This window comes from Achromobacter sp. 413638, from assembly GCF_043119405.1.
In the GTDB taxonomy this organism is placed as follows: Bacteria; Pseudomonadota; Gammaproteobacteria; order Burkholderiales; family Burkholderiaceae_B; genus Achromobacter.
Map to the genome: position 1 here is coordinate 1 of NZ_JBICCO010000087.1, position 21,700 is coordinate 21,700.

At 70.1% G+C, this 21,700-nt stretch carries 22 protein-coding genes; 14 read left to right on the forward strand and 8 right to left on the reverse strand.

The features are described 5' to 3' along the window. Nucleotides 1-2,427 (forward strand): PEP/pyruvate-binding domain-containing protein (locus ACEU5R_RS26290; protein ID WP_392412678.1); only part of this gene is annotated, 2,427 nt, incomplete at its 5' end. On the opposite strand, the gene ACEU5R_RS26295 is transcribed toward ACEU5R_RS26290, so the two are convergent. Genes ACEU5R_RS26295 through ACEU5R_RS26305 form a run of 3 tightly spaced genes read right to left on the reverse strand, consistent with a single transcriptional unit; the run spans nt 2,424 to nt 4,932 of the window. After that, on the reverse strand, nt 2,424-2,678 hold the full coding sequence (locus ACEU5R_RS26295; protein WP_103274222.1) for a hypothetical protein: 255 nt from the start codon (nt 2,676-2,678) through the stop codon (nt 2,424-2,426). The two genes, ACEU5R_RS26290 and ACEU5R_RS26295, sit on opposite strands and share 4 nt — an antisense overlap. A gap of 14 nt (nt 2,679-2,692) precedes the next feature. Then, nucleotides 2,693-4,216 (reverse strand): HAMP domain-containing sensor histidine kinase, encoded by a 1,524-nt coding sequence (locus ACEU5R_RS26300; RefSeq protein ID WP_103274221.1) that lies wholly within the window; start codon nt 4,214-4,216, stop codon nt 2,693-2,695. Beyond that, the gene (locus ACEU5R_RS26305; RefSeq protein WP_103274220.1) at nt 4,213-4,932 is read right to left on the reverse strand and encodes a response regulator transcription factor; all 720 of its coding nucleotides are present in this window, start codon (nt 4,930-4,932) and stop codon (nt 4,213-4,215) included. Before ACEU5R_RS26305 ends, ACEU5R_RS26300 begins: the two co-directional genes overlap by 4 nt. Before the next feature lie 144 nt (nt 4,933-5,076). On the opposite strand from ACEU5R_RS26305, the gene ACEU5R_RS26310 reads away from it, so the two are divergent. The 5 genes from ACEU5R_RS26310 to msrA all read left to right on the forward strand — a co-directional run bounded on the left by ACEU5R_RS26310 (nt 5,077) and on the right by msrA (nt 8,250). Further along, nucleotides 5,077-5,703: a cytochrome b/b6 domain-containing protein gene (locus ACEU5R_RS26310; protein ID WP_392412680.1), complete on the forward strand. Its 627-nt coding sequence runs from the start codon at nt 5,077-5,079 to the stop codon at nt 5,701-5,703. A 10-nt stretch (nt 5,704-5,713) separates the two neighbouring features. Beyond that, entirely contained in the window at nt 5,714-6,505 is a 792-nt protein-coding gene (locus ACEU5R_RS26315) for a molybdopterin-dependent oxidoreductase (RefSeq protein WP_103274218.1), read from the forward strand. Nucleotides 6,506-6,556: 51 nt separating this feature from the next. Next, nucleotides 6,557-6,898, forward strand: a complete 342-nt coding sequence (locus ACEU5R_RS26320) for a pentapeptide MXKDX repeat protein (protein WP_392412682.1) — start codon at nt 6,557-6,559, stop codon at nt 6,896-6,898. Between the two features lie 108 nt (nt 6,899-7,006). After that, entirely contained in the window at nt 7,007-7,504 is a 498-nt protein-coding gene (gene msrB, locus ACEU5R_RS26325; RefSeq protein WP_103274216.1) for a peptide-methionine (R)-S-oxide reductase MsrB, read from the forward strand. A gap of 44 nt (nt 7,505-7,548) precedes the next feature. Further along, entirely contained in the window at nt 7,549-8,250 is a 702-nt protein-coding gene (gene msrA / locus ACEU5R_RS26330; protein ID WP_392412684.1) for a peptide-methionine (S)-S-oxide reductase MsrA, read from the forward strand. A gap of 20 nt (nt 8,251-8,270) precedes the next feature. On the opposite strand, the gene ACEU5R_RS26335 is transcribed toward msrA, so the two are convergent. Continuing rightward, nucleotides 8,271-8,822 carry a Dps family protein gene (locus ACEU5R_RS26335; protein ID WP_103274214.1) on the reverse strand — a complete coding sequence of 184 codons (552 nt, stop codon included), beginning with the start codon at nt 8,820-8,822 and terminating at the stop codon, nt 8,271-8,273. 147 nt (nt 8,823-8,969) lie between these two features. After that, nucleotides 8,970-9,677: a TetR/AcrR family transcriptional regulator gene (locus ACEU5R_RS26340; protein ID WP_392412686.1), complete on the reverse strand. Its 708-nt coding sequence runs from the start codon at nt 9,675-9,677 to the stop codon at nt 8,970-8,972. 123 nt (nt 9,678-9,800) lie between these two features. On the opposite strand from ACEU5R_RS26340, the gene ACEU5R_RS26345 reads away from it, so the two are divergent. Then, entirely contained in the window at nt 9,801-10,502 is a 702-nt protein-coding gene (locus tag ACEU5R_RS26345; protein ID WP_392412688.1) for a DAPG hydrolase family protein, read from the forward strand. A 73-nt stretch (nt 10,503-10,575) separates the two neighbouring features. Continuing rightward, nucleotides 10,576-11,754, forward strand: coding sequence for an MFS transporter (locus ACEU5R_RS26350; protein WP_103274211.1), 1,179 nt, complete (start codon nt 10,576-10,578; stop codon nt 11,752-11,754). Nucleotides 11,755-11,773: 19 nt separating this feature from the next. Here ACEU5R_RS26350 and ACEU5R_RS26355 read toward each other — a convergent pair whose 3' ends face one another. Further along, the gene (locus ACEU5R_RS26355) at nt 11,774-12,457 is read right to left on the reverse strand and encodes a DUF2325 domain-containing protein (protein WP_392412689.1); all 684 of its coding nucleotides are present in this window, start codon (nt 12,455-12,457) and stop codon (nt 11,774-11,776) included. Nucleotides 12,458-12,751: 294 nt separating this feature from the next. Between ACEU5R_RS26355 and ACEU5R_RS26360 the strand changes: the two genes are divergently transcribed. Together ACEU5R_RS26360 and ACEU5R_RS26365 are read left to right on the forward strand one after the other, a co-directional pair. After that, on the forward strand, nt 12,752-13,051 hold the full coding sequence (locus ACEU5R_RS26360; RefSeq protein ID WP_103274209.1) for a flagellar transcriptional regulator FlhD: 300 nt from the start codon (nt 12,752-12,754) through the stop codon (nt 13,049-13,051). A 161-nt stretch (nt 13,052-13,212) separates the two neighbouring features. Further along, nucleotides 13,213-14,868 carry a mucoidy inhibitor MuiA family protein gene (locus ACEU5R_RS26365; RefSeq protein WP_103274208.1) on the forward strand — a complete coding sequence of 552 codons (1,656 nt, stop codon included), beginning with the start codon at nt 13,213-13,215 and terminating at the stop codon, nt 14,866-14,868. Between the two features lie 21 nt (nt 14,869-14,889). Here the strand turns inward: ACEU5R_RS26365 and ACEU5R_RS26370 are convergent, their stop codons facing one another. After that, nucleotides 14,890-16,110, reverse strand: coding sequence for an EAL domain-containing protein (locus ACEU5R_RS26370; protein ID WP_103274207.1), 1,221 nt, complete (start codon nt 16,108-16,110; stop codon nt 14,890-14,892). 250 nt (nt 16,111-16,360) lie between these two features. Here ACEU5R_RS26370 and ACEU5R_RS26375 point away from each other — a divergent pair, with 250 nt between their 5' ends. After that, nucleotides 16,361-17,494 (forward strand): 3-deoxy-7-phosphoheptulonate synthase, encoded by a 1,134-nt coding sequence (locus tag ACEU5R_RS26375; protein ID WP_392412691.1) that lies wholly within the window; start codon nt 16,361-16,363, stop codon nt 17,492-17,494. 21 nt (nt 17,495-17,515) lie between these two features. Here ACEU5R_RS26375 and ACEU5R_RS26380 read toward each other — a convergent pair whose 3' ends face one another. Continuing rightward, nucleotides 17,516-18,754, reverse strand: a complete 1,239-nt coding sequence (locus ACEU5R_RS26380) for an NAD(P)/FAD-dependent oxidoreductase (RefSeq protein WP_392412693.1) — start codon at nt 18,752-18,754, stop codon at nt 17,516-17,518. A 329-nt stretch (nt 18,755-19,083) separates the two neighbouring features. Between ACEU5R_RS26380 and ACEU5R_RS26385 the strand changes: the two genes are divergently transcribed. The 3 genes from ACEU5R_RS26385 to ACEU5R_RS26395 all read left to right on the forward strand — a co-directional run bounded on the left by ACEU5R_RS26385 (nt 19,084) and on the right by ACEU5R_RS26395 (nt 21,543). Then, nucleotides 19,084-19,575 carry a hypothetical protein gene (locus ACEU5R_RS26385; RefSeq protein ID WP_103274204.1) on the forward strand — a complete coding sequence of 164 codons (492 nt, stop codon included), beginning with the start codon at nt 19,084-19,086 and terminating at the stop codon, nt 19,573-19,575. Nucleotides 19,576-19,926: 351 nt separating this feature from the next. Next, the gene (locus tag ACEU5R_RS26390) at nt 19,927-20,649 is read left to right on the forward strand and encodes a response regulator transcription factor (protein ID WP_103276454.1); all 723 of its coding nucleotides are present in this window, start codon (nt 19,927-19,929) and stop codon (nt 20,647-20,649) included. Between the two features lie 24 nt (nt 20,650-20,673). Continuing rightward, complete coding sequence (locus tag ACEU5R_RS26395) at nt 20,674-21,543, forward strand: HpcH/HpaI aldolase/citrate lyase family protein (protein ID WP_392412695.1); 870 nt, start codon at nt 20,674-20,676, stop codon at nt 21,541-21,543. The last annotated feature ends 157 nt before the right edge of the window (nt 21,544-21,700 follow it).

The window sequence follows — 21,700 nt, forward strand, 5'->3', positions numbered from 1 at the left end:
GCGTGGGGGGGCCCCCCCGCCCCGCGGCAGGCCTTGCGCCAGGCGCTGGAGGCGCGCGGCTGGCTGGACCTGCCGCTGGCGCTGCGCTCGTCCGCGCCTCAGGAGGATTCGGCGGGCGCGTCCTTTGCCGGCATCCACCTGTCCTGCCTGAACGTGCGCGGCGCCGATGCGGCGTTCGCGGCCGCGCGCCGCATCTGGGACTCGGCGGCCACGCCGCAGGCGCGCGCCTATCGCGAACGGCTGGGACTGGCCGGCGACGGCGGCATGGCCGTGGTGGTCATGCCACTGATCGAGGCACGCGTCTCGGGCATCGCCTTCACCCGCGATCCGGTCGGCGGACGCCATGACGAGATGCTGATCCACGCCAACTGGGGCCTGGGCGAGGCGCTGGTCAGCGGCCAGGCCGAGGGCGACGAGTACCGGCTGCGGGAGGACGCGACGACGCTGTCGTGGCGCCTGGCCGCCAGCCGGATCGGCGCCAAGCGCCAGGCCAGCCGGCCGCTGGCCGACGGCCAGGGCACCGGCCTGCGGCCCACGCGGGACGATGAGGCGCGCGCCGCCACGCTGACGCCGGCCCAGGCCGAAGCGCTGGGCGCGATCGCCCGGGACGCGGCCCGCGCGCTGGACTACTCGGCGCAAGGCCACGACCTGGAATGGGCCTGGGACGGCCAACGTTTCTGGATCCTGCAGGCGCGCCCCATCACCGCCGCGGCGCGCCATGCCTATGACGGGCTGCGCGGCCAGCCCTCGTACTGGTCGCGCGGCAACACGCGCGAGGTGCTGCCCTATGCGGTGTCGGCGCTGGAATGGGAGGCGCTGCGCGTCATGTGCCTGCGCGTGCTGAATCGCGGCTTCGAGCTGGCCGGTTACCGCCCCCGGCCCGGCGTGGCGCTGGCCCGGCTGTTCCATGGCCGGGTCTACCTGGACGCGTCCACGATCCAGTGGCTGGCCTACGACGCGCTCGGCGTCGCGCCCGCGCTCACCAACAGCATGCTGGGCGGACCGCAGCCGGCCATCGCCGCGCCGGCCATCGGCCGCGCGCGCAAGTGGCTGCACGGCTGGCGCATCCTGACCTACAGCCGCCGCGCCATTCCCATTCGGCTGGCCGCCAATACCGGGCTGCCGCGACAGGCCGCGCGCGCCCGCGCCTGGGCCGGGGAAGCCCTGCCCGAGGACACCGCGGCGCTGGGCCGACGGCTGCGCGAGCAATTCACCGCGCTGCTGTCCGCCGACGACCTGTTCTTCCTGCAAGGCTCGGCCGGCGGCACCCTGTCGAAACTGCTGGAACTGGTCGAGGCGGCCTGCCCTGGCCAGAGCCACGCGCTGACCGCCGCGCTCATGGCTGGCGGCGCGCCCAGCGTGACGGCCGCCCAGAGCTACGCGCTGATGGATCTGGCCGCGCTGGCGCGCGACGATGCGGCGGCGCTGGCCTGGCTGCGCGCACCCGACCGGCGCGGCTCGGACTGGCGCGACGCGCTGCCGCCAGACAGCCCGTTTCGCCGCGCCTTCGCGGACTTCCTGGAGCGCTACGGCCATCGCGCCGTCTACGAAACCTATCTGCGCCATCCGCGCTGGCGCGAAGCGCCGGATTATCTGCTGGACAGCGTGCTGAACCTGATCGGCGCCGACCCGGCCGCGCTGCGTGCGCGCCAGGAGGCCGCCGCGCTTGCGGCCTGGCGGACGCTGAACGCGGCGCTGCCGCGCTGGAAGCGGCCGCTGGCGCGGCTGCTGATCGCCGGCGCGCGGTTGGACTGCCGCCAGCGCGAGGCCGCGCGCAGCGTGCTGGTCGGCTACGTCGCCGCCGCCAGGCGCTGCGCGCTGGCGCTGGGCGAACGCTGCGCCGGCCCCGGCGGCCTGGCCGCGCCCGACGATGTGTTCCACCTGAGCGTCGAGGAATTGCTGGCCCTGGCCGACGGCGCACTGCCGGCGGACGCGGCGGCCCGGCGCGCCGCGTGGCGCAGGACACAGCTGCAACAATGGGCGGGCGCGGAAGACCCGGACGTGGTGGAGGAAAGCGACGGCGGCGCGCTGGCCGGCCCCTGCGCGCCGCGCGGCGCGGATGCCGGAATCGATCCCGGCGCCGACAGCTGGCGCGGCACGCCGGTGGCGGCCGGCCATGCGCGCGGCCCCGCCTTCGTGGCGCGCGATCCGGCCGCCGGGCTGGCCATGCCTGCCGGGGCCGTGCTGGTGGCTCCGTCCACCGATCCGGCCTGGACGCCGCTGTTCCTGCGCGCCAGCGCGCTGGTCATGGAGGCCGGCGGCTATCTGTCCCATGGCGCCATCGTGGCGCGCGAGTTCGGCATCCCCGCGCTGGCCAGCGTGCCCGGCATCCTCGATGCCGTGGCCGATGGCGATCTGCTGGACGTGGATGCCGGCGCGGGCCGGGTCAGCCGGGTGGCGGCGACCGCGAAGCGTGACCTGGCCTAGCGCGGCCCGGCCTGACTCGGCCCGGCCTGGTTGCCGCGCTGCGCTTCGGGCCGTGCGGCTTGCGCCTTCGCCGCCGCCTCCTCGGCCTCGCGCACCGCCCTGTCGACGTCCTCCGGCGAGCGGGTCGACGCGCCGTCATAGCCGCCCGTCGCGCGCTCGCCGATGGCGATGTGCAGGTTGGACAGCTGGAACCACAGGTAGGCGCCGCCGGCCAGGGCGCACAGCAACAGGATGGATTTCAGCTTGGACATGGATGCTTCCACCGCTAGCGCGCGGCCGGCAAATCAAACTGGAACAAGGCGCCCGGCGCCTCGCGGTCCACCAGCCGGATCTCGCTCTGGTGCAGCTGCAGAATGCGCTGCACGATCACCAGTCCCAACCCGCCGCCGTCGCGCGCGCCATGACTCAGCGCCGAGGCGCGCGTGAACAGGCCGGCGCGCAGCGAGGCGGGAATGCCTTCGCCAGTGTCGGCGACCTGCACCCGCAGGCCTTGCGGCAACCGCGCCAGCCGCAGCGCGATGTCGCCGCCCGGCGGCGTGTGGCGGATGGCGTTGTCCAGCAGATTGGTCAGCACGCGCTCGATCAGGCCCAGGTCGGCCCGCACCGCCGGCAGGTCCGGCGGGATTTCCATATGCAGCCGCTGCCGCCGCGCCTCGGCGGCCAGCTCGAACTTCTGCGCCACGTCGTGCATCAGCTCGGGCAGCGAGAACACTTCAGGCTCCAGCCGCACCAGCCCGGACTCCAGCCGCGCCAGCTCGAACAACTCCTGCGCCAGCCGGCCCACCTTGCGGCTTTGCGCCAGCGCGATGTCCAGGTAGCGACGACGCTCATCGGCTTCGAGCGTCGCGTCCTTCAACCGCAGCGTTTCCAGATAGCCGTGCAACGAGGTCAGCGGCGTGCGCAGATCGTGCGAGATATTGGCGACCATGTCGCGGCGCTGCTGGTCCTGGCGCGTCAGCTCGCGCCATTGCTCCGAGATGCGGCGGCCCATCTGCGCGAAGCTGCGCCGCAGCGCGACGATCTCGTCGCCGCCGCGAGCGGCGTCCGGGGCGCCATCCTTGCCACCGGCCTTGTCGCTATCCTTGTCGCTATCCCTGCCGCCATCCTCCAGCGCCGCCAGCGCGCCGCTGTCGCCACCGTCGAAGGCCCGCACCGCGCGCGTCAGCCCGCGCAGCGGCCGCGTGATCAGGGCGAAGGCGGCCAGGCCGGCCACCAGGCCCAGCAGCGCCACCAGCGCGATCGACCACAGCGTGGTGCGCAGCACGGTGCTGCGCGACACGGCCATGGCCAGCTCGTCGTGGGCCTGGCCCTGCAGCACCACGTAAACGTAGCCGATGTCCTTGCCGCCGGCCCGCGCCGGCGCCACGCTGAAGACCTTGCGCGCGCCGGCGTTGCGCGGATCGTCGCCCATGATGGGCAGCATGCCGCCGGCCAGCGCGCGCCGCAGCGGCGCCAGGTCGACGCGGTCCAGCTTGAGCTGGCCCGGCGGCGCGGCATCGCCGACAACGCGGCCGTCCAGGTCCAGCAGGTAGACCTCGACCGCCGGATTCACGGCCATCAGCTTGTCGAACAGCGCGCGCACCGCCTCGGGCTTCCAGCCCTGGGCGTCCATCAGTTCGTTGGCGCCGGCGATATGGCCGGCCAGCCCGCCCGACAGGCGCTGCACCACTTCCTGCTCGTAGCGGGCGTTGGCCGCCATCTGCAGCCAGGCCGATGCGCCGCAGCAAGCCAACAGCAGCAGCGCGAACACGGCGGACAGGCGCTGGGTCAGGCTCAGGCGCTTGATCATGCCGCGTCTCCCTGCGTGGCGGCGAACTTGTAGCCGCGCCCCCAGACAGTGAGGATGCGGCGCGGCTCGGACGGGTCGTCCTCGATCTTGGTGCGCAGCCGGTTGATGTGCGTGTTGACGGTGTGCTCGTAGCCCTCGTGCTGGTAGCCCCAGACCTGGTTCAGCAGGTCCAGCCGCGAATAGACCTTGTCGGGATGGCGGGCGAAGAAATGCAGCAGGTCGAACTCGCGCGGCGTCAGGTCCAGCGCGCGCCCATCCAGCAGCGCGGTGCGCGCCACCGGATCGATGGCCAGGCCGTGCAGCTCCAGCGTGCCGGCGTCCATGCGGGCGTTGCGCGCCAGCGCGTCGCTGCGGCGCAGCAGCGCCCGTACCCTCGCCACCAGCTCCAGCATCGAGAAGGGCTTGGCCAGGTAGTCGTCGGCGCCCAGCTCCAGGCCCAGGATGCGGTGCACCTCGCTGGAGCGGGCGCTGGTGATGATGATGGGCGTGTAGCGCGCCATGCCGCGCGCGCGCTTGCAGATCTCCAGGCCGTCCACGCCCGGTAGCATCAAGTCCAGCACCAACGCGTCCCAGCCGCCCTCTTCCAGCCGGCGCATGCCTTCATGGCCGTCGGCGGCATGCTCGACCGCGTAGCCTTCGTCGCGCAGGTGCATGCGCAGCAATTCGGCGATATGGGCGTCGTCCTCGACGATCAGCACGCGGCGGGAGGGTTCCATGGGGGGCTCGGGCGATGGGATAGCGCTATTGTCGCCAATCGGCGCGGCCGAGTTATCACATTTTTTTTAAGTTTGCGTGAGGACTTGGATACGGCCCCGGGGAAAGAATGGCGTCAACCGAAGCCAGCCGCCCAGGAAACCGCCATGACCGCCGCGACCGTCCCCCCGAATCCCGCCGCCCCGCCGGCGCCCGCCATCCACCCTGGCTGGCTGCGACTGACGCACTGGCTGAACGCGCTGGCGGTGCTGGTGATGATCGCCAGCGGCTGGCGCATCTACAACGCCTCGCCGCTCTACGACTTCAGCTTCCCGCGCGACTACACGCTGGGCGGCTGGCTGGGCGGCGCGCTGCAATGGCATTTCGCCGGCATGTGGCTGCTGGGCCTGAACGGTCTTCTGTACCTGGCGTTGAACCTGGCCAGCGGCCGGCTGCGCCGCAAATTCTTCCCCCTGAGCCCGCGCGGCGTGCTCGCCGACCTGGGCGCGGCCCTGCGCGGCCGTCTCTCGCACGCCGATCCGCGCCGTTACAACCAGGTGCAGCGGCTGGCCTATCTGTTCGTGATGCTGGATATCACGGTGCTGGTGCTGTCTGGGCTGGTGCTGTGGAAGTCGGTGCAGTTCAGCGTGCTGCGCGAACTGCTGGGCGGCTACGAGATGGCGCGCCATATCCATTTCTATGCGATGGCGCTGCTGGTCGCCTTCGTCTTCGTCCACCTGGCGATGGTGGCGCTGGTGCCCCGCAGCCTGCTCGCCATGATCCGCGGAAAGTAAGGAGTCGCACGTGAAGCCTCGCAAACCCCTGTCCCTGCCCGGCATCGACGGCCCGGCCGTGTTGCGCGAAGCCTCGCGCCTGGTGGAGCGTCGCCTGGACGCGCCCGCCCGCCGCGCCTTCCTCGCTCGTGGACTGACGCTGGGCGGCCTGGCCATGCTGTCCGGCTGCTCGCTGTCGGACAACGAGAGCGCGGAAAAAGCGCTGGGCGTCGTCTCGCGCTGGAACGACCGCGTGCAGGCCTGGCTGTTCGACCCCGACAAGCTCGCGCCCACCTATCCGGAATCGATGATCACGCGGCCGTTTCCGTTCAATGCCTACTACGGCATCGATGAGGTCCGGCACGTGGACGAGGAATCGTTCCGCCTGGAGGTCAGCGGCCTGGTCGCGGACAAACGCCAGTGGCGGCTGGACGAGCTGCGGCGGATGGCGCAGATCGACCAGGTGACGCGCCACATCTGCGTCGAGGGCTGGAGCGCCATCGGCAAATGGGGCGGCGTGCCGTTCTCGGCCTTCCTCAAGCGCGTCGGCGCCGACCTGAGCGCGCGCTACGTAGGCTTCAAGTGCGCCGACGACTACTACACCAGCATCGACATGCCCACCGCTTTGCATGCGCAGACCATTCTGGCGCTGACCTACGACGGCAAGACCCTGCCGCCGGAATACGGCTTCCCGATGAAGCTGCGCATGCCCACCAAGCTTGGATACAAGAACCCCAAGCATATCCAAGCGATCTTCGTCACCAACACCTACCCGGGCGGCTACTGGGAGGACCAGGGCTACAACTGGTTCGGCGGCAGCTAGGTGGATCTCGCTCTTTTTCTCCCGCACTCATCACCATTGAAGGAAATCATCATGAAGACTCTCACCACCGCCGCGTTTTCCCTGTGCCTGGCCTTCGGCGCGGTCGCCGCGCATGCCGCCGATGACATGAGCAAGGACGGCATGCAGAAAAGCGGCATGTCCAAGGACGCCATGGGCAAGGACGGCATGAAGAAGGACGGCATGGCCAAGGATGCGATGTCCAAGGACGGCATGTCGAAGGATGGCATGTCCAAGGGCGGCATGGCCAAGGACGGGATGTCGAAGGACGGGATGTCGAAGGACGGAATGTCGAAGGACGGAATGTCGAAGGATGGCATGTCGAAAGGCGGCATGTCCAAGGACGGCATGAGCAAGGATGGCATGTCCAAGTAAGCAAGCCGGCGCGCGCGACGCGCGCCGTCACCGACATGGAGCGGGACCGGCCCGGACGCGCCACGACCAGGCGCCGGCCGGTCCCGCGATACAAGCAAGGAGCAAGCCATGACACTGGGACGCAGACGCTTCCTGGGCACGGGCGCGGCGGCGGCGCTGGCCGCCGCGCTGGCCCCCGCATTGGGCAGCCGCGCCGCGCAGCCGGCCGCCGCATCGTTTCCTTATGCGCTCAGCGACGCGCAATGGCGCGAACGGCTCAGCCGCGAGGAATATGAGGTGCTGCGGCGCGAGGCCACCGAACGGCCCTATTCCAGTCCGCTGAACAACGAGCACCGCAAGGGCCTGTATACCTGCGCCGGCTGCGCCCACAAGCTGTTCTCGTCGGACCGCAAGTTCGACAGCGGCACCGGCTGGCCCAGCTTCTGGCAGCCCCTGCCGGACGCCGTGGGCGAGACCGAGGACCGCACCTTCGGCATGGTCCGCACGGCGGTGCATTGCGCCAACTGCGGCGGCCATCTGGGACACGTGTTCGACGACGGCCCGCGCCCGACCGGCCTGCGCTACTGCATGAACGGCGTCGCGCTGCGCTTCACGGCGCAGAGCTGAGACACACGCGCCGCCTCACCCCCCAAACCATAGGATCCATCGCCATGCCTGCCTCATTCCTGTCGCGCAAACTTCCCGGCCTGCTGACGGCCGCCTGCGCCCTCGCCGCCACGCTGCCCGGGATTGCCGCCTCGGCCGAGACCGCCGTCCTGATCCCGCCTCCCGCGCAAGACGCGCCCGCCGGCGCCGCGCAGGAGAAAGCCGTGCTGGCCGGCGGCTGCTTCTGGGGCGTGCAGGCCGTGTTCCAGCACGTCAAGGGCGTCAGCTCGGCCGTCTCCGGCTATGCGGGCGGACAGGCGTCCACCGCCAACTACGACACGGTGAGCGGCGGCCGCAGCGGTCACGCCGAAGCCGTGGAGATCACCTACGACCCGGCCCAGGTCAGCTACGGCCAGCTGCTGCAGATTTATTTCTCGGTGGCGCACGACCCGACCCAGCTCAACCGCCAGGGCCCGGACACCGGCACCCAGTACCGTTCCGCCGTGTTCCCCGCCAGCGACGGCCAGCGGCAGGTGGCCGAGGCCTATATCGCGCAGCTGAACCGCGCGGGCGTCTACGGCAAGCCGATGGCCACCACGATCGAGCCGCTCAAGGCCTTCTATCGCGCCGAGGACTACCACCAGGACTATCTGGTGCGCCATCCGTACAGCATGTACATCATGGTCAACGACGTGCCGAAGGTGGAGAACCTGGCCAAGGTCTTCCCGGCGCGCTACCAGGACAAGCCAGTCCTGGTGTATCCGTGACGGACGCGGCGGCCCGGCGCTCAATGCCCGGTGCCGTCGCCCTGCCGACTGGCCTCGAACAGGAACCAGGTGCGCTTCTCGGTTTCGTCGATCCAGTTCTCGATCAGGCTGGAACTGGCGATGTCGCGATGCTCGTCGGTGACGTTATGCGCCTCGCGCAGCGAGGCCGCCAGCATCTTGTTGTCCTCGCGCAGCTCGGCCAGCATGTCCAGCGGCTGCACGTAGTCGGCGTCATTGTCCTGGATGCGCTGGGTGCGGCCGATGTGGCCGATGGAGCGCAGCGTGGTGCCGCCGATCTTGCGGATGCGCTCGGCCAGCGGATCCGTCATGGCGAACAGCTCGTCGCCCTGCTCGTCCAGCAGCAGGTGATAGTCGCGGAAGTGCGGGCCGCTGACGTGCCAGTGGAAATTCTTGGTCTTCAGGTAAAGCGCGAACACGTCGGCGAGGACCTGGTTCAGCGCGGCGGAGATGTCGCGCGTGGCGGCGGACGACAGGTCGGTGGGCGTGGCCAGCGGACGCTTGCGGCGTTCCTTGGCGGCCTTGGCGGTCTTCTCATTCAGTTGCTTGGCCATGGGTTTCTGCTCCTTGGAATGATTAGAGAAAAATGCCTGCGGCGCATCTCGTGAACGCGCCGTTGCCTATTCAGGGTATCGCCATGCGCGCGCTTTGCCAAATCGCCACGCCGGCCTTGCGGCAAGCTGAACAGCGCGCGGACCGCATCACGCGGCGCGCAGCGCGAAGACCTTGGCGTCTCCGGCGAACAGCGCCAGGCAGGCCTGTATGCGTTCACCGATCGAGCTTTCGGGCAGCGGCGGCGTCAGCCCCAGCGCCATGGCGCGCAGCGGTTCGGCGATCGCCATGGACAGCAGCAGGCCGGCCACGACGCGGGGCTCGCTCACCTGGATGAGTCCGCGCCTGGCCAGGCGCTGGAACCAGGCGGCCAACATGGCCGTGCCGCGTTCGATGCCGTTCTCCTGGTAGGCCCGCAACAGCGCGTCGCGGCCCGGAAAGTCCGCCGTCAGCAGGCGGAACATGCCGACCGCGTCGGCCGACAGCACGCGCTCGGCGATGGCCTGCAGCACGCGCGCCAGCGCCGGCAGCACCTCATCCACGCTGGTCACGTCCTGCGCCATCACCGGCGCGAAGCCGTCGGTCCAGCCGCGCACGACCTGGGCCACCAGGTCCTCGCGGTCGCTGGCATAACGGTAAACGGTCTTCTTGGCCATGCCGGCGCGCCGAGCCACCGCTTCCAGCGTGGTCGCGGCATAGCCCTCGTTCAGCAGCAGCCACGTGGTCGCCGCCATCACGGCGGCGCGCTGCTCGGCCTCGGGCCGGGCCGGCCGGCCGCGCGGGCGCGGGGCGGGCGCGGCGGCGTCCCGCGCCTGGCCGGCGCCTGTCGTGGTCGATCGGATCTTGCCTTGCGCCATCGGTGGCGTCCTCCTGTGTGCAGACGGCATCTTACACGTCCCTTTTATTTAGGAAACGTTATTCGTTTCTTTATTATAGAATCGGGTTTCCAACCCTTCGATATCTTTGATGGAGCCTCGAACATGGACACACACGCCCCCCACGCCAGCCTCATCCTGGCCGACCTGCAACCCCTGCTGGATCCCGCCCCGCTGCGCCTGGAGACCGGCATCACCCGCCTGGACAACGGCCTGCTGGTGGTGGCCGTGCGCACCGACCTGCATGGCTGCAAGGGCCGCATGCTGGACTGGTGGTTCAAGTTCTTCGAAACCACCCAGCACATCAAGTGGTGGCATCCGCACGATCACGTCGAGCATCGCGGCTGGGACAGCCACTGGCGGCGCGGCGAAAGCTATGTGGGCGCGTCGATCCATGCGGTCGAGTCGCTGGCCGACATCCCGCCCGTGGCGGCGCGCTTGAAATTCCATGATCCGGCCGAGGCCTTCGGCGACGCCCGTCTGCGCGCCGCCACCGAGGCCGGCGATGTCTCGGCCGCCGTCTATGCGCGCATCGGCTTCGGCGACCACGCGCAGTTGGACGCGCACGGCGATCCGCTGGACGGCGACATGGTGCACCTGGCGCGCGACACGCCCTTCGGCTGCGTGCTGCGCAGCCGCTTCTACCTGGGCAAGTCCAGCGCGCAGCCCGAGCGCGACGCGGCGGACGAACTGGGCCTGGCGCTGCTGCGGCATTGCTATACCGAATTCACGTACCTGTCGCGCTTCCTGCCGTCCATCTACTACGGCGAGCACGGCAACGGCGAAAAAGCCCCGCTGCCCTGGTAGGCGTCAAGGCGTGGGACCCGGCGGCAGGAGTATGCTACGCGGCTTCATTCCTGCCTTCGTCCCCCCTCCAGCCATGCGCGGCAACCCCGACGCCCGGCAGGGCGCCATCGCCCTGCACGGGTTCTACTTCCTGTACTACGGCCTGCAGGGCGTCAGCATCCCTTTCCTGCCCTTGTGGTTCGCCGAGCGCGGCCTGGACAGCGCCTTCATCGGCCTGATCGTCGCCACCGCGCTGCTGCCCAAGATCCTGTCCACTCCTGTCGTCGCCCACGTCGCCGACCAGACCGGCCGCGCCCATGCGCTGATCGCGGCGGCGCTGATCGGCTCGCTGCTGCTCTACGCCTGCTATCCGCTGGCCGCCACGCCGGCCTGGCTGTTCGCCGTCACGCTGCTGCTGAACGCCGTCTTCCCCTCGGTGCTGCCGCTGCTGGACCGCATGGCGATCGCCAGCGGGCGCGGCCAGGGCAATTCCTACACCCTCATCCGCGCCTGCGGCTCGCTGGGCTTCGCCTTGATGACGGTCAGCGGCGGTTATCTCATCAAGACCCACGGCGTGAACTGGGTGATGTGGCTGCCCATGCTGATGATCGTGGCCTGCCTGGCCATGCTGCGGCTGCTGCCCCGGGCCGCGCGGCCCGCGCCGGACGCCGCGCCCGCGACGCCGGGCGTCACGCCCATGCGCGCCGTGCTGCGCGACCGCCCGCTGCTGCTGTGCATCGCCGCCGCCTCGCTGGTGCAGGCCAGCAACGGCTTCCTGTATTCCTATTCGACGCTGCACTGGACGGCCCAGGGCCTGTCCACCGCGCTGATATCACTATTGTGGGCGGTGGGCGTGGCCAGCGAGGTGCTGTTCTTCTTCGCCGCGCCCAAGGTGCTGGCGCGCGTCGGCGCGCCGCGGCTGATCCTGATCTCGGCCGTGATGACGGCGATCCGATGGACCGGGCTGGCGATCACCGCCGACCCCACCGCCATCGCCGTCCTGCAGCTGCTGCAGTGCTTCACGCTGGCCGGCAACAACGCCGCCATCATGTGGCACATCGCCGCGCGCGCGCCGGCCACGGCCAAGACCTCGGCGATCGCGCTGTACGCGCTGCTGTCGGGCGGGGTCTTCATGTTCGCCAGCATCCAGCTGGGCGGCGCGCTGTACCGGCACTATGCGCCCGGCGGCTTCCTGGTGATGGCGCTGTGCGCCCTGGGCGCGGTGCCGCTGCTGCGCCGCGCGCGGGCGCCGCGGCCGGCTGGCGCGGACTGAACCGGCGCGGACGGCGCGGTCAGCGCCCCGCCGTTTCCGTCGGCCGCAGGCCGTCCAGCGCCTCGGGCCTGTCCACCAGCACGCATTCCTTGCCGGTGCGCGTGCAATGGTCGCGCACCCGCCAATAGGCGCCGTGGCTGACGCAACCGGTCTGGCAGATCACCAGGTCGGCCGCGACCAGGCTGGCCTCCAGCGTGTCGGCGTCTTCCTTGCCGCTGCGGCCTTGGTAGCGGCCGCCGGCCATTTCGACCACCTTGCGCGTCAGCATCAGGGCCATCGCATCCTCGCTCACGCACAGCACGGACTTCTCGCGCAGCGCGACGGCGACGGCCGGCGCCTCGGATCGCAGCGCCACCGTTGACGGGACCGGCGCGACCAGCCTGTCCTGCCAGGCCAGGCGCTCGCGCATCAGCGCCTGCACCCGCTCCATCAGTTGGCCGACGCGACGCGCCAGGGCGGCGCGGCGCGGCAGCCCCGGCACGGCGCGCTCCAGCGCAGCTCTATCCTCGCGCTCCCAGGACAGCAGCGTCTCCTGGCGGATCAGGCGGGCGCGCAGTTGCAGGTTTTCGCTTTCCAGCCGCTCGATGCGTCCGGCCTGCGCGGCCAGCAGCCGGCTGCAATGCGATTGCACGCGTCCGTAGGCCGCGAGCAAGGCGGCATGCTCGCGCTGCAATTGCTGGCGTTCGTCGGAAGAAAGACCCATCGCGTACCCCGGCGGCTGGAAGAAGGAGACGGCCCGGCGGACGGCATGCGCCGCGGGACATGGGCGGCATTATAAATGAGAATTAGTCTCTTTTACAAAATTAACATATGTATGAATTGAGTACAGGGAAATCCATTACTGACGGCCCCCGGTCGCTTAAATATGATCGACAGACCATATCGGCAGCCAGGCCGGCGACCGGCCTGCGCAGACGCCCTCCCAAGGACGCGCCACGCCTTGCTCCGCGCCCGCCACGAATCCGGTCCGCGGACACAACGAAGTAAGGGGTGCCCGATGCCGAGATCCACCGAACTTCTGCGCGACATCCACGAAACCAACCTGATGTATCTGCTGCTGTTGCAGCGGATCGCGCGCAGCGGCAACGCCGCCGCCATCGCCGGCATGCAGTTGTCGGTCGAGGCCTGCGCATGGTTGACACGCCAGAATCACGAAGACCTGGCCAGGCTGGCCCGCTGCAGCGTGCTGCTGGCCCAGCTCAACATGGCTCCCGCCCTGCTGTTGTCGATGCTGAGCCAGGGCATGGGCGCCACGCTGCGGGCCGACGCGCCCGCGACAGCCGTGATCCAGGAATAGAAAAGCCGCGCCCTGACGCCCCGGCGATCAGGGCGGTATCGCATGGTTTCGTTTGCCACCTTCTGTAAAGCCCGCCCCTTGCGCGCCGTGTACATTTAGCCCCCGGCGCAGGGCAAGTCCGTCCGCGCCGCTTCCGATTCCATCGATCAATAGGCGCCACCATGCGACGTACCCTCCTGGCTCTGTCCATCGCCACCCTCCCCGGCCTGAGCGCGGCCGCCGCCCTGCCCTCGGCCATCGGCGCCGTGACGGTCTACCAGGACCGCGCCGTCGTCACCCGTCAGGCCAGCGCCGAGCTGGCCGCCGGCGAGCACGAGCTGGTGCTGGAGAAGCTGCCCGCCTCGTTGCAGGACAACTCCCTGCAGGTCGCGGCCAAAAGCACCGGCCAGGCCACGCTGCTGGATGTGAAGGTGCGCACCGCCTACGAGGCGAACACGCCCAACGATCGACTCAGGCAGCTCGAGCAGCAGATCAATCAACTCGACAACAAGAAGGCCGCGCTGGACGACGAGGCCGCCGTGCTGGAGAACCAGCGCGAACTGGTGACGCTGATCCAGCAAGGCGCCACCCAGCCCGGCAAGGACGGCGCCCGCCCCTCGCTCGATGAGCTCAAGGCGGTCCAGTCGCTGAGCGCCGACACGCTGAGCCGCGCGCTGGCCGGGCTGCGGCGCGTGGAGGAACAGCGCGCCGACATCGAGCGCGAGCGGGAGGCGCTGGCCAATGAGTACAGCCAGCTGCAAGACCGCCAGGGTCGCCGCAGCAAGACCGTGACGCTGCGCGTGATGCTGGCGCGCCCCGGCAAGCTGGACCTGAATCTTTCCTATGCGGTTGCCGGCGCCCAGTGGACGCCGGCCTACGACGCGCGGCTGCGCGCCGCCGACCGCAGCGTGGACCTGGGTTATTTCGGCGTCATCAACCAGACCACCGGCGAAGACTGGAACAAGGTCAAGCTCACCCTGTCGACCGCCCGCCCCTCGCTGGGCGGCGGCGCGCCGGCGCTGACGCCCTGGGTCGTGGATGTGGCGGTGCCGCCGCCGCCCATGCCCGCGGCGGCGCCGCGTCCCGCGCCGGCCGCGGCGAGCGAAGCGCGGCAGATGGCGCGCCAGAAGATGGCCGTGCAGGAACAGGCCTTCGACGCCGCGGCGCAGCCCGAGCCGCAGCCCGAAGCGGTGACATCGGCAACCGCCGAGGTCCAGTCGGGCGCCACCAGCGCCTCGTTCCAGATCCAGGCGCCCGTCACGCTGCCGTCGGACAACAGCACGCAGCGCGTGGCCATCACCACGGTCAAGCTGCCGGCGACGCTCCAATACCAATCCACGCCGTCGCTGCGCGAGGCGGCCTTCCTGACCGCGCATGCCAGCAACGGCACCGAGATGCCCTTCCTGGCCGGCACGCTCAACACGTTCCTGGACGACGCCTTCGTGGCGTCCAGCCGGCTCAAGGCCGTGATGCCCGGCGAAAAGCTGGAACTGGCGATGGGCGCGGACGAAGGCATCTCGGTCAAGCGCCAGCTGGTCAACCGCTATACCGAAAGCACCGGCTTCTCCGGCGGCGGCAAACGCGTGACCTATGAATACAAGATCACGGTCAAGAACAACAAGTCGACCAAGGAGCAGGTCTCGTTCAAGGACCGCCTGCCGGTCTCGCGCAACGAGAAGATCGAGGTCAAGCTGCTGTCGCCGTCCGAGCGCGACATCAAGCGCGAGGACGACGGCAAACTGGTCTGGAACTGGGACCTGGAGCCCGGCAAGTCGCGCGAGACCGTGCTCAAGTTCTCGATCGACTACCCCGGCAATATCGAGGTGTCCGGCCTTTGACGCCGGCTTGCGGCGCCGGCCTCAGTGCTGGCGCCGGAACGCGATGAAGGCGTCGGGCGCGAGCGGCGGCGAGATGCCGAAACCCTGGGCCAGCTCGCAGCCCAGCTCGCGCAGCAGCAGGATGTCGCGCTCCTGCTCCACGCCCTCGGCGATCACGCGGCGGCCCAGCGCCCGCCCCATTTCGATGGCGGCCGCCACCACGGCGCGCGAGGCCGGCTCGCGATGCATGTGGACGATGAAGTCGCGGTCGATCTTCAGCTCGGTGAAGGGCATGGCGGAAAACAGCCGCATGGACGCGATGCCGGCGCCGAAATCGTCCATCGCCAGCTCGAAGCCGCGCACCCGCAGCAGGTTCAGCACCGAGGACAGCGCAAGCCAATCCTTCACGGGCTCGTCCTCGGTCAGCTCCACTTTCACCAGCCGCGCCGGCAGCCCCGCCCGCGCCACCAGCTGCTCCAGTTGCGCCGGCAGGTCCGGGGAGCACAAGGTGGCCGCCGAGGCATTGATGGCGATGGGAACCTCGATGCGCTCGCCGCGCATGCGGCGCAGCACCTCCAGCACCTGTCCCGCGACCCGCTCGAACAGCACCCGGTCCAGCCCCAGCCTGTGCGCGGCCGGCACGAAATCGCCGGCCGCGATCGTGCCCAGCGTCGGATGGTCCCAGCGCGACAGCGCCTCGGCCGACACCATGCGGCCGGTGGTGAGATTGAGCTGCGGCTGCAGCACCACGCTCATGCCCTCGCCCGTGCCCAGCGCGCGCCGCAGCTCGGCCCGCGTGGGGGCCGGGCCGGCCGAGGCGCGGCCTGACAGGTCGGGATCGTCGATATCGTGCAGCGCCGTCTTCAACGCCTGCTGCATGACCGAGCGCGACACCGGCTTGGCCAGCGCCTGCGCCGACGGGCAGCCGGCCTGCAGGGCCAGCCGCACATGCGAATGCCGCAGCTCGTCGCTGAGATTGCTGATCCAGATGATGGGCGGCATGCGCTTCAGGCGGCCCGCGTCCTTGAGCCTGCGCAGCTCGTTGGGCAGGCGGGTGCCGCCGCCCTCGCCCATGGCGATGTCGCTGATCAGCACGTCGTAGGACTGGCGCGTCAGGGCCGCCAGCGCCTCGGCGCCGCTGCCCACGCCCGCGACGCGACGGCAGCCCAGCGCCAGGAGCATATTCTGCAGATAGGCGCGCTCGACCGGATGATCCTCGACCAGGAGGATGCGGCGGGCGGGGCCGGCTTCGGTCTTGGGCATCGTGCGCTGTCCTGGAGCCTGCGTATCTAGTCTGCCCCCAATGCTACGGCATCCGCGCGCGCCGTGTCCGCCGTGCCGACGGGTTAATGCAAATTCAGTGCTGATAGGCTTAAATTCGGGACTGAAGGCGTACGCTTGGCCGATGGTGCGGCGCTTGCCGGCCCGCGCCCTAGGACGGAGGATGGCAACCTTCGGGCGGTCGGGGGTGCGATAATGGCGGTCTTTCCGCATCTATGGCACGGAGCTTCCCTTGACCCGCATTGACGATCCCCTGCACGACCGCGAGGTCGGCGCGGCCGATTCCACCCAGGACATCACCCGCATCGACGACACCCGCATCGCCGCCGTGCGCCCGTTGATCTCGCCCGCGCTGTTGCAGGACGAACTGCCGGTCTCGGACGAGATCCAGACGCTGGTCGAACGCAGCCGGACCGAGATCGCCGACGTGCTGCACGGCCGCGACGACCGCCTGATCATCGTGGTCGGCCCCTGCTCCATCCACGATCACGGCCAGGCCATGCAGTACGCCCGCCTGCTGCGCGCCGCCGCCGACCAGCATCGCCAGGATCTGCTCATCGTCATGCGCGTGTACTTCGAAAAGCCCCGCACCACCGTGGGCTGGAAGGGCTACATCAATGACCCGCGCCTGGACGGCAGCTTCCGCATCAACGAAGGCCTGCGCCGCGCGCGCGAGCTGCTGCTGGACGTCAGCGGCCTGGGCCTGCCGATCGCCACCGAATTCCTGGACCTGCTCAGCCCGCAGTACATCGCCGACCTGATCGCCTGGGGCGCCATCGGCGCGCGCACCACCGAAAGCCCGAGCCACCGCCAGCTCAGCTCCGGCCTGAGCTGCCCGCTGGGCTTCAAGAACGGCACCGACGGCGGCGTGCAGATCGCCGCCGACGCGATGGTCGCCGCCAGCGCCAAGCACGCCTTCATGGGCATGACCAAGATGGGCATGGCCGCCATCTTCGAAACCCGCGGCAACCAGGACACGCACGTGATCCTGCGCGGCGGCAAGCAGGGCCCCAACTACGACGCAGCCAGCGTGGACGCCTGTTGCGCGGTGCTGCGCAAGGCCGGCCAGCGCGAGCAGGTCATGATCGACTTCTCGCACGCCAATTCCAACAAGTCGCACCTGCGCCAGGTCGAGGTCGCGCAGGACGTGGCCGCGCAGCTGGCCGGCGGCGACGCGCGCATCACCGGCGTGATGATCGAAAGCCATCTCGAGGAAGGCCGCCAGGATCTCACCCCCGGCCAGCCGCTGCGCCCCGGCGTGTCGATCACCGACGCCTGCCTGGGCTGGTCGCAGACCGCGCCGGTGCTGGACACGCTGGCCAAGGCGGTGCGCCAGCGCCGCGAAGCGCGCGCCGGCAAGGACTGACGCGCCACCCCGCGCCGCGCCTCAACGGCGCAGCGCGTAGGGCGCCGGATCCATGTCCGGCGCCTCGCCCGTGATCAGGCTGGCCAGCAGCCGGCCGGTCACGGGGCCCAGCGTGAAACCATGATGCGCATGGCCGAACGACAGCCATAGCCCCGCGTGGTTCGGCGCCGGGCCGATCACCGGACGCATGTCCGGCATGCAGGGCCGGCAGCCCATCCAGGGCTGCGCTTCCACCGCCGCGCCCAGAGGCACCAGCTGTCCCGCCAGCGCGCGGACCCGGCCGATCTGCACCGGCGTCGGCGGCGCGTCGCGCGAGGCGAACTCGGCGCCCGTCGTCAGGCGCAGTCCCAGCGTCATGGGCGTCATCACGAAACCATTGTCGATATCGGCCACCGGCCGCGTCAGCGCCGCGCCCCGTTCCAGCGCGAAATGCTGGTGATAGCCGCGCTTGACCGCCATCGGCACGCGATAGCCCAGCGGCCGGAGCACATCGGTGGACCAGGGGCCCAACGCCACCACCGCCTCGCGCGCCCGCAGCGGGCCGTCGGCGGTGTCCACCCGCCAGCCGCCGCCATCCTGCCGCAGGCTGCGCGCGTCGCCGTTCACGAACACCCCGCCGCGCCGCTGCAGCAGGGCCGCATAGCCGCGCGTGACCGCTCCCGGATCCGACACATTGACCGGGTCCAGCCAATGGACCCCACCGACCATGCGCTCGGACAGGGCCGGCTCCAGCGCCGTCAGCGCCTGGCGGTCCAGCACCTGATGCTTCAAGCCGTAGGACGACAGCGAGGCGGCCTCGGCGGCGGCCTGATCCAGGCCCGCCTGGCTGCGCGCGCCGTCGATCCAGCCCGTGCGGCGGAACAGGCCGGCGATGCCTGCCTCGTCCTTGAGCGCGTCATGCTCGGCCACGCTGCGCTCGATCAGCGGCAGCATGGCCCGCGCGGCCCGCGCCAGCCGCGACGGCGCCGAATGCCACCAATAGCGCGCCAGCCAGGGCGCGACGCGCGGCAGGAAGCCGGGGTGATAGCGCACATCGGGCCGATTGTTCAGCGCGTAGCGCAGCAGGCTGCGCAGGTCGCGCGGAAAGGCATAGGGAATCACGCTGGCGCGCTCGATCAGCCCGGCGTTGCCGTAGCTGGTCTCTTCGCCGGGACCGCGCCGGTCCACCAGCGTCACCGCGCGCCCGCGCGCGGCCAGGTGCAGGGCGACGCTCACGCCCACGATGCCGGCGCCCAGGACAATCACATCGGTATTTTTCATCGGCGCATGATGCCCGCGCGAATTCCATACGACAAGCCAGATGCTCCTCGTGCAATCCGCATGCGCCCGAACGCCGGTTTCCACCCGGCCGCGCACACGCCGTTACTTCATCATGCATTTGATACACTCAGTATCAATCGTGTGGTCCTCCAGGCGGACCTGAGCACGCCGCCATCGCGCCGGACCGTCCCGCGCATCCCCCCGCCGCGGCGCGGGCGCGGCATGGAGATTTTTCCCCAAGAACGCTCAAGTTCATCCCCCCACGCGCCGTTAACCCGATACCGGGCAGCGGACGCCGCGGCGCCCGCCCCGCATTGATCAAGCCAGGCATGAACCGTACTACCCCCGCCACGGCCGCGGCGGCCCAGGCCGCCGTCCGCCACAGCATCTTTATTTATACCGAGGAACAGCGGGGCAACCAGCTGGTCGAGTCCACGGTCATCGGCATGCTGTCCGACATATCCGGCTCGGACAAGCTGATCGTCGTGCAGGATCCGTTCAGCGGACTGAAGTTTATTTATCGCGTGGATCATGAAAGCAGCAATCTGGACGCCGCCGCCCTCACCGAACAGGACGGCTCGGCCTTCAACGGCAAACAGTCGGTGGAGATCAACGCCATGACCTACAAGCTGGGCACCGCGGACAACGCCATGAAATTGTTGCGCGGCAAGACGCACTGGATCCAGGACAAGGGCTCCGTGCTGTCGGTGCTGCTGCAGAATGCCGCGTCGCGCAAGACGCGTTTCGCGCCGCAGCGCATCGAACGCGACCGGATGCGCAAGATACCGCCGGGCGTGCCGATCGAACGGCTGCCCGGATGAAGACAGGAAGCGCCCGCCTTATCCACAGTTTCTGTGGATAAGGCGGGCGGCAAGCGCCGGCGGGCGGCCCTGCGCAGCCTGCTCGCCGGACTGGTCATTTTTTGAGCAATCCGGGACAATCCCGTTCATGGCCCGCAGGCTTGATTTTCGTCGCGTCGCCCCGGTGGCGTTGATGATATTCTCCGCTTGCGTCAAAACCGGAGCGCGTCGCGAGGGCGGCCCGGCTGCCCTCGAGCGTGCAAGACATCCCAATCCAATAAATAAGAACGCAGGCATGAAAGGAGCGGAAAGAGTGTTTGCCATGGGAGCGCGTTACGCCACGTCGGCCACATCGCTAGCTTGTCCGGCGCCGTGACCATCATCATCGTCGACGATCACGGGGACTGGCGCGACACCATCGCCGAGTACATCCAGGAACTCGGCCTGGGCGAAGCCATCCTCACCGCGGGCTCGCTGTCCGAACTGGACCAGCTGCTGCTGGCCGTGACGCCGGGCATCCTGGTGCTGGACGCGATGCTGCCCGACGGCGACGGCCTGAGTCGCGTCTCGCATCTGCGCACCACCTATCCGGCCATGGGCATCATCATGCTGACCGGCCGCCTGCTCAGCGAGGACAAGGTCTCGGGCCTGAGCCTGGGCGCCGACCACTACCTGACCAAGCCCGTCAACCTGGCCGAGCTGGGCGCCACGCTGGTGTCGCTGTCGCGCCGCCTGCGGGTCGTGCCGTCGCCCGATCCCGCGCGCGCCGAAGGCGTGTGGCGCTTCGATCCGGCGCGTCGCCAGCTGCTGTCGCCGACGCGGGTCAACGTCGACATCACCGACACCGAAAGCCGCCTGCTCGGCGCGCTGATCCAGGCCGCGCCGCTGCCGCTGACGCGCGGCCGCCTGGTCGAGGCGCTGGGCGCCAGCGCCGAGGCCTACGATACCCACCGCCTCGATGCCCACATGCACCGGCTGCGCCGCAAGCTGCGCGCGCTGGCCGGCGGCGACATGGGCATACGCACGGTCTACGGCGTCGGCTACGTCTGCACCACGCCCGTGCAGATCGTGGGCGGCGTCAAGGCCAAGGCCTGAATCCGCGACACCCGCCACACCGCGATGCATCCCGCCACGCCCCGCCCCCGCCGCTCCGCGCTCTACATGCCCGGCGCCAACGCCCGCGCGCTCGACAAGGCCCGAGGCCTGGATGCCGACGTGCTGATCCTGGACCTGGAGGACGCGGTCGCGCCCGACGCCAAGCCACAGGCGCGCGCGCAGGTGGCCGCCGCCTTGCAGGCCGGCGGCTACGGCCGACGCGAATGCGTGGCGCGCATCAACGCGCTGGACACGCCGTGGGGACTGGACGACGCGCGCGCCCTCGCCGCCGCCGGCGCCGACGCCGTGCTGCTGCCCAAGGTCGAAAGCCCGGCCCAGCTGGACGCGCTGGCGCGAGCATTGGACGCGGCCGGCGCGCCCGCCGACCTTCCCTTGTGGGCCATGTGCGAAACGCCGTTGGGCTTTCTGCGTCTGGACGCCATCGCCGGCCATCCCCGGCTGGCGGCCCTGGTCGTGGGCACGTCGGACCTGGTCAAGGATCTGCATGCGCGCCACACGCCGGGCCGCGAGGAAACGCTGCTGGCGCGTTCGCTGGCCGTCATGGCCGCCCGCGCCCACGGACTGGCGGCGTTGGATGGCGTGCACCTGGACCTGGACGATGACGCGGGCCTGGCGCTGGCCTGCGAGCAAGGCCGCAACCAGGGCTTCGACGGCAAGACGCTGATTCATCCGCGCCAGATCGCCGCCGCCAACGCGGCCTATGCGCCCAGCCCCGGGGAGATCGCCGTCGCGCGCAAGCGGTTGCAGGCCTGGCGCGATGCCCAGGCCAGCGGCCAGGGCGTCGCGGTGGTCGACGGTTCGCTGGTGGAAAACCTGCACGCGCGCGAAGCCGAACGCGTGCTGGCGCTGGCCGCTGCCATCGCCGCCGCCTGAGCGCGCGCCGCGCGCTCGCCCTCATCCATACCGCCGCGCCAGCCCTGCAACGGCATTACCACGCCGGCCCGGTACAATACGGTTCCTCACGCGCACGACGCCGCGCTTCGCGGCGCGGCGCCAGGCCCTGCGCCGTGCCGTTCCGCGCGCGGGCCGC